We start from the raw sequence: 7,098 nt of genomic DNA, 5'->3' as shown, positions 1-7,098 counted from the left end.
ACCGGGCAGGCGGTCACCGCGTCGCCCCCATTGGGGCGCGCCACCCGGCAGGGGGCCGCGGAACTTTAGTCGTGCCCGGCGGCGGCGTTCAGCGACGGTTTTAGCCGCGGTGCCATTCTCGGGGTCGTCAGCCGTTTTCGACGACGAACTGTCCCAGATCTGCAAACTCCTGGGCCAAGGTGCGGCCGTAGAATCGAGTGACCGAGGACCGGGCGCACGCCGTGCCGCCTGCCTCGCCGCAACCAGGCGCACCTCTCGACTTCAGTAACCTGCAACAGGAAACAAGAATGAACGTCCGCGAAGTTCTGCAATCCAAGAAAGAAGCCATCGTCACCATCGACGTGGAGGACACGATCGGTGCAGCCGCGCACAAGATGAGCGCGCACAAGATCGCTGCCCTGGTGGTGATGAAGGATGATGCGCCGGTAAGGATCATTTCCGAGAAAGACATCGTGCGCAGTCTGGCCGAAGACGGCCCGCAGGCCGGCAGGCGCGTCATTTCCAGCTTGCCGTCGGCTGGCCTGGAAGGCATCGCGCCGGAGGCGACCCTCAAGCAGGCCATGGCGCTGATGACCTACTCGCGCCACCGCCATCTGATGGTGACCGAGAACGCCAAATTGGTTGGCATTCTCAGCCTGGGCGACATCGTCAAGAACCTGCTGACCGAGCTGGAACTGGAAAAGGCGGTGCTGCAGGACATCTACATGGCGGCGCATTGACCGACCAGATCGACCTCGTGGCGTGGCGCTGCCGGCACCGACAATAGGTCGGCACCGGTAGGGTCATTGCCGCGTCGATCCTGTTCAACCTGGCGGTGCTCGGCCCAGATCCGCATGCGGGGGACTGCGTCGCCCTTGTGGGCTATCTGGCGTTTCAGCGCTGAACCGGTAGATTTTCCCGACCAGGCCGGCACGTTGCATGTCGGCCATCAACGCGCGCGCTGCGGACCGGTCAGCTGGCGAAGATCATCGACAAACAGCTGGTATGCCGCCGCACGCGCGTCGCCTTCGGGCTGCCGCAGCACCCATGCCGGATGCACCGTGGCGAACGCCCGGGTGCCGTCGTCCAGTGCGTGCCAGCGCCCACGGTTCTCCATCAGGTTGAACCCTGCCCCGAACACCGCCGAGGCGGCGCTGGCGCCCAGGCAGACGATCACCGCCGGGCGTACCTGCTCGATCTCATTCAGCAGCCACGGGCGGCAGGCGTTGATATGGGTTACCTGTGGCTTGCTGTGGATGCGCCGCTTGCCGCGCCGCTCGAAGCGGAAGTGCTTGACCGCATTGGTCAGGTACAGCGTGCTGCGATCGATGCCCAGCTCGCGCAACGCGCGGTCCAGCAGCTGGCCGGCCGGGCCGACGAACGGATGGCCGCTGAGGTCCTCCGCGTCGCCGGGCTGTTCGCCTACGAGCATCACCTGCGCATCGCGCGGGCCCTCGCCGAACACGGTCTGGGTGGCCGGCTCCCAGAGCGGGCAGCGGCGGCAGCCCGCCGCCGCCGTGCGCAGCGCATCCAGGTCGTCGCCATTGGCGGTGGCCGGCGCACGCAGCGCAATGCTGCGTTCGGGGATGCGGCGCTGCGGCGCCTGCGCGCCACGGTCGTGCATGTCCTGCACACGGTCGCCGGCATCACGCACCAGCGTTGGCAGCAGGCTTGCCTCGGGAAGATGCTTCCAGTATCTGACCGGCATCTCCTGCTGCATCATCCGCGTGTTGAGCCGCGCCGGATTGAAGATGTTGGCGTAGTACGTGCGCCAGAGTTCTTCCCGCGCATCTTCGGCAGGCGCGTCGTCCTGCCTGCCGCCCGGGCCGAATGACAGCGCCTGCCCATCCCAGCTGACGCTGCGCGCCGGGGTCAGGATCGCCCAGCGCATGCCGGTGAAGCGACGCGCGAAGAACGGTGCAACGCGGTCCACGATGTGGTGGTCCGGCTCGAACCACGCGATGAAGGCGTCCTGCTCGCCGGGCACTTCGCGGAAGCGCACGAACGCCTTCATCTTGTGGGTGTCGCGGCGCACCGCCTGGGCCAGTGCCATCGCGCGTTGCACGTCCGGGTCGGTGGGAATGGACAGCAGCCCACGTTCGCCCGACGCGATGCGCCACAGCATCCGATACAACAATGCCATGCGCTGTGGATCGCGGTGGCACAGGCAGGTGGCGGCAAGCTCGACGAAGGCCCTGGATACGTAGGTGGGCGTGTCGGCTGCGGCGGTGTCGGCATCGCGCATCGGCGGCAACGCGGGCGCGTCCAGCAACGAGGACTCCTGCCCCTGCAGCCAGTCCAGCTCGGCCGGCGCGATGCCACGGTGCAGGGCCAGGCGCGCGGCGTCTCGCCACGCCTCCAACGACCACGCCGGGTCGATGCGTACGCTCCAGCGTGCCATCTCAGTGCGTGGCAAGGTCAGGGAACAGCGAGGCCTGGCGCGGTGGCGGCGCCAGCCGTGCACGCAGCGTGGCGGGGTCGTCCAGCTGTTTGCGCGGATGGTGGTCAGCCAGCTGCACGAACGGCAGCAGCTTGCTCATCGGTGCGCGCAGCCGCGCCACGTCGGCCACGCGCAAGCGCACGTGTCGACGCGCCATCAACACGCGCTTGACGTTGCGCACGCCCAGCCCGGGTACGCGCAGCAGCAGCTCCTTCGGCGCGATGTTGAGGTCGACCGGGAAGCGTTCCGGGTGACGGATCGCCCAGGCCATCTTCGGATCGATATCCAGGTCGAGCATGCCGCCCTGGGTGGTATCGGTGATCTCCTCCACGCCATAGCCGTAGAAGCGCAGCAGCCAGTCGGCCTGGTACAGCCGATGCTCGCGCGCCAGTGGCGGGGCCTGCAGCGGCAGGATCCGGCTCGCATCGGGGATGGGGCTGAAGGCCGAGTAGTAGACGCGGCGCATGCGGTAGTTGCCGTAGAGGTTGTCAGCCGCGGTGAGGATCTGCTGGTCGCTGGCACCATCGGCGCCGACGATCATCTGCGTGCTCTGGCCGGCGGGTGCGAATTTGGGTGGGCGCGGCCGCGCACGCGATACACGCGGCGCAGGCGTGGTCGTGGCAGCTGCGGCTGCATCGCCCTTCCTGGCCTCCTTGGCCTCTTCGATCCGCCAGCGCAGCTCACCCATGGCACCGCGGATGGAGGGCAACGATTTCTCCGGTGCGAAGCTGGCCAGGCCCGCCTCGGTCGGCAGCTCGATGTTGATCGACAGCCGGTCGGCGTACCGACCCGCTGCGGCCAGCAGTTCCGGCGACGCTTCGGGAATGGTCTTGAGGTGGATGTAGCCGGCGAAGCGATGCTCCTCGCGCAGCACGCGCGCGACCTCGACCATGCGCTCCATGGTGTAGTCCGCGTTGCGGATGATGCCGCTGGAAAGGAACAACCCTTCGATGTAGTTGCGCTTGTAGAAGTCCATGGTCAGCGCGACGACCTCGTCCACGCTGAACCGCGCGCGCTGCACGTTGCTGGATACCCGGTTGACGCAGTACGCGCAGTCGTAGATGCAGAAATTGGTCAGCAGGATCTTCAGCAGCGACACGCAACGGCCATCGGGGGTGTAGCTGTGGCAGATGCCGGGGCCGTCGGTGCTGCCGATGCCGCCGGACGCGCGCGAATCGCGCCGCCCCGCGCCGCTGGAGGCACAGGACGCGTCGTACTTGGCGGCATCGGCCAGGATCGCCAGTTTGTGTATGGTCTCCATGCGCAAACGCTAGGGCAGGGCGGTCTCATCCTGTGAGATCGCCCGTATGGAAGATGAAGAGTTCATCTTCGGCGGCATCAGGGATGTGCGTCGAACCAGGCCACGATGCGGGCGGGCGAGCTGGTGAACCAGGCATGGGCACCCAGCGCTTCGGTGTACAGCGCGGTCTCGATCCCCTGCGCCTGCAGGCGGCCGTAATACGCGTTCATCGTCCACCACGGCACCACCGGATCGATGAAACCGTGCAGGAACAGCGTCGGCGGATGGTCGGCCGGCAGCACCTCGGGCACGGTGCACATCGGCCCACCGCAGGTCGCATACGAACCGGACTGCACGGCCAGCGCGCGGAACTCGCCGGGGAAGGACACCGCCATGCGGCTGGTGTTGTAGCCGCCGCTGGAAATGCCGGTGGCGTAGCGCCGCAGCGGATCGAGCGGGCCGAACGTGCCGGCGGCGATCGCATCGAACACGTTGCCGAGGAAGTCGTAGTCGGTGCCCAGCTCATAGGTGCTGGACAGCCCGGGCAGGTTGGTCTGCCAGAACAGATCGGCCGGTGCGGCGGGCGCGACCACCGCGTAGCCGTGGTCGAGCAGGCGCTGGATCAGCTTGCCTTCGTGGAAACCGCCAAACGGGTCGGTGTCGGCATAGTGGAAGTCTTCCAGCGGGAAGAACGACCCCTGGTACAGCAGCACCACCGGCCAGCCCTGCGGCGGTGGTGTGCCGACCGGCAGCTGGTAGGTGACCCGGCGTTGTCCCACCACACCCGAATCGATCCAGGCGGTCTGATGGGTACAGCTGACCTCCGCCGGCCGTAGCAGCGTGCGTGCGCGTTCGGTGCAGCGCGATTGCGCCAGCGCGTTGCCCCATGGCAATGCCAGCAGGCAGAGCAGCAGGGCCCAAGGACGAAGACGAAACTGATGCATGCCGAGCTCCCTGCCAGGCCACGTCGGTGGGCGCGGCGTTCCAGATCGCGGGCCGGGCATTGCCCGGCCGCCCCGTTGCAGTGGTATTCCAGCACGTCCGCGTGAATGCGGCGCGAGCGCGTGGCTAGAAGGTGACCTTCACCGAATCGGCGCTGTAGCTGGCCGGCCCATGGAACACCACTTCGATGTTGTTGTCATCCGGATCCAGCGCGAAGGCAGCGTAGTAACCGGGATGATACGGACGCTCGCCGGGCGCGCCGTTGTCGGTGCCGCCACTGGCCAACGCGGCCGTGTGGAACGCCTCCACGGTGGCGCGGTCGCGCGCCTGGAACGCCAAGTGGTGGCGCCCGGTGAGACGACCGGCCGCGGCGTCGCTGTCGGCGCTGGAAACAAACAGTTCGTCGGCCCAGAAGTAGGTGTCGCCTTCGCCGGCGATGGGAATGCCGATGGTGTCAAACACCGCCTGATAGAAACGGCGGCTGGCGGGGAGGTCCTTGACCACCAGTTGCAGGTGGTCGATCAGGCGGCCGCGATGCAGTTCCATGGTTTCCATGCGCACTCCAAAGGATGGGCAGGTGCACAGGTATACACCGGGGCGGAGGGCGCGACATGCACGTTGCTGACTGCGTGGGGGGGGGCGGACAACAGCGCACCCGGCATGCGGACCGGGGGGCGGTTCCCACGTGGACACCGCACCCTCCAAGGGCACGGCGCCGCTGCCGGATCAGGCGACCGGGGTGTTGGAGATGATCTCCACCCAGTAGCCGTCGGGGTCCTTGATGAAGGCCAGATGCTTCATGCGGCCGTCTTCGAGGCGCTTCTGGTAGGGCACGTCGAGGGCATCGAAGCGCTTGCAGGCGACCTGGATGTCCGGCACGGACACGCAGATGTGGCCGAAACCGCGCGGGTCGCTGTTGCCGTCGTGGTAGACCGGGCCGTCCTGGCTCTCGGTGCCGTGGTTGTGGGTCAGCTCCAGCACGCCGGGGATGCCGGCCATCCACACGCGGCGCGCGTCATCGCCGGCCGGGATCTGCGTGCCTTCCGGCAGCAGGGCCAGGAAATACAGGCTGAACTGCGCCTCGGCGAAGTCGCGCTGGTCGATCAGGCGGAAGCCCAGCACGCGGGTGTAGAAATCCAGCGAGGCGGCGCTGTCCTTCACGCGCAGCATGGTGTGGTTGAACACGAAACCGGTGGTTTCGGCCGGAACCTGCGCGGCGACGCCGGGCTGGGACTGCAGGGAAGCAAGGCTCATGGGGGGACATCCTGTGGCAGCGGGGGCCGTGGGTTCACGGCCATGGCGCCCATTTTAGCGGGGCGGCTGCAAGGCGACGTAGAATGCTGCGTCTCCTTGCACAGTCCTGGCCATGTCGCAGCGTGAATGGGTGGCTGCCGCCATCCGCAAGATCGAAGCCGATTTCAACCGTTCGGCCGATACCCACCTGATCCCGATGGATCTGCCCGGGCATGCCGGCATCGACCTGTACTTCAAGGACGAATCCAGCCACCCCACCGGCAGCCTCAAGCATCGCCTGGCGCGCTCACTGTTCCTGTATGCGCTGACCAACGGCTGGCTGCGCGAGGGACGCCCGGTGATCGAGGCCTCCAGCGGCTCCACGGCGGTGTCTGAGGCGTACTTCGCACGGCTGCTGGGCCTGCCGTTCATCGCGGTGATGCCGGCCACCACCTCACCGGAGAAGATCGCCGCGATCGAGTTCCATAGCGGCCGTTGCCACCTGGTCGAGCGCGCCTGCGATCTCAATGGCGATTCGGAGCGACTCGCCCGCGAAACCGGCGGCCACTTCATGGACCAGTTCACCTACGCCGAGCGCGCCACCGACTGGCGCGCCAACAACAACATTGCCGAGTCCATCTTCAAGCAGATGGCCGAGGAACCGAACCCGGTGCCAGAGTGGATCGTGTGCAGCCCGGGCACCGGCGGTACCGCGGCCACGCTGGGCCGCTACGTCAGTTACCGCCGGCATGACACCCGCATCCTGTGCGCCGACCCGGAAGTGTCGGTGTTCTATGACGGCTACTGCGCGGCGCTGGCCGGCCAGCCGTGGCGCGAGCTGACCTGCAGCGGGGGCTCGCGGGTGGAAGGCATCGGCCGGCCGCGGGTGGAATCCAGCTTCATTCCGACCAGTGTCGATGCGATGGTCAAGGTGCCCGATGCGCTGAGCCTGGCCGCGATGCGCCACGTGAGCCGCCAGCTGGGGCGTCGCGTCGGCGGGTCCACCGGCACCAATTTCATCGGCGTGCTGCAGGCCGCCGAGCTGATGCGCCAGGCCGGGCGCAGCGGGTCGATCGTGACCATCCTGTGCGACAGCGGCGAGCGCTACGCGCACAGCTACTACAACCCGGAGTGGTATCCGCGCCAGGGCATCGACGTGGAACAGGCCGATGCGGTGATTGCGGCGGCGGTGGCCGGGCAGGGCTTGCCGGCGTTGCCCTGTACGTCGCTTGAGGCACTGTATTGAGTTGTAGAGCCGACCGTT

Annotated in this window: 7 protein-coding genes; 2 read left to right on the top strand and 5 right to left on the bottom strand. The window is 67.4% G+C overall.

Features of this window, described 5'->3' with window-relative positions; translation table 11 throughout:
• The first annotated feature begins 287 nt into the window (after positions 1-287).
• Positions 288-719: a CBS domain-containing protein gene (locus AC1DQP_RS14010; protein WP_312237140.1), complete on the top strand. Its 432-nt coding sequence runs from the start codon at positions 288-290 to the stop codon at positions 717-719.
• 209 nt (positions 720-928) lie between these two features.
• Here AC1DQP_RS14010 and AC1DQP_RS14005 read toward each other — a convergent pair whose 3' ends face one another.
• The 5 genes from AC1DQP_RS14005 to gloA all read right to left on the bottom strand — a co-directional run bounded on the left by AC1DQP_RS14005 (position 929) and on the right by gloA (position 5,855).
• Positions 929-2,380: a UdgX family uracil-DNA binding protein gene (locus tag AC1DQP_RS14005; protein ID WP_478051830.1), complete on the bottom strand. Its 1,452-nt coding sequence runs from the start codon at positions 2,378-2,380 to the stop codon at positions 929-931.
• Between the two features lies 1 nt (position 2,381).
• A complete protein-coding gene (locus AC1DQP_RS14000; RefSeq protein WP_478051829.1) occupies positions 2,382-3,680 on the bottom strand; it encodes a putative DNA modification/repair radical SAM protein in 1,299 nt (432 codons plus the stop codon).
• A gap of 77 nt (positions 3,681-3,757) precedes the next feature.
• The gene (locus AC1DQP_RS13995; protein ID WP_457319556.1) at positions 3,758-4,603 is read right to left on the bottom strand and encodes an extracellular medium-chain-length polyhydroxyalkanoate depolymerase; all 846 of its coding nucleotides are present in this window, start codon (positions 4,601-4,603) and stop codon (positions 3,758-3,760) included.
• Positions 4,604-4,727: 124 nt separating this feature from the next.
• Positions 4,728-5,156 carry a VOC family protein gene (locus AC1DQP_RS13990; protein WP_457319555.1) on the bottom strand — a complete coding sequence of 143 codons (429 nt, stop codon included), beginning with the start codon at positions 5,154-5,156 and terminating at the stop codon, positions 4,728-4,730.
• A 171-nt stretch (positions 5,157-5,327) separates the two neighbouring features.
• A complete protein-coding gene (gene gloA / locus AC1DQP_RS13985; RefSeq protein WP_457319554.1) occupies positions 5,328-5,855 on the bottom strand; it encodes a lactoylglutathione lyase in 528 nt (175 codons plus the stop codon).
• 112 nt (positions 5,856-5,967) lie between these two features.
• Between gloA and AC1DQP_RS13980 the strand changes: the two genes are divergently transcribed.
• Positions 5,968-7,080 (top strand): PLP-dependent cysteine synthase family protein, encoded by a 1,113-nt coding sequence (locus AC1DQP_RS13980; RefSeq protein WP_478051828.1) that lies wholly within the window; start codon positions 5,968-5,970, stop codon positions 7,078-7,080.
• Positions 7,081-7,098: the final 18 nt, after the last annotated feature.

Source organism: Stenotrophomonas sp. P5_A8 (genome assembly GCF_056400545.1).
Note: the sequence above shows the minus strand (reverse complement) of the source record. Positions and strands in the feature narration are given on the sequence as shown.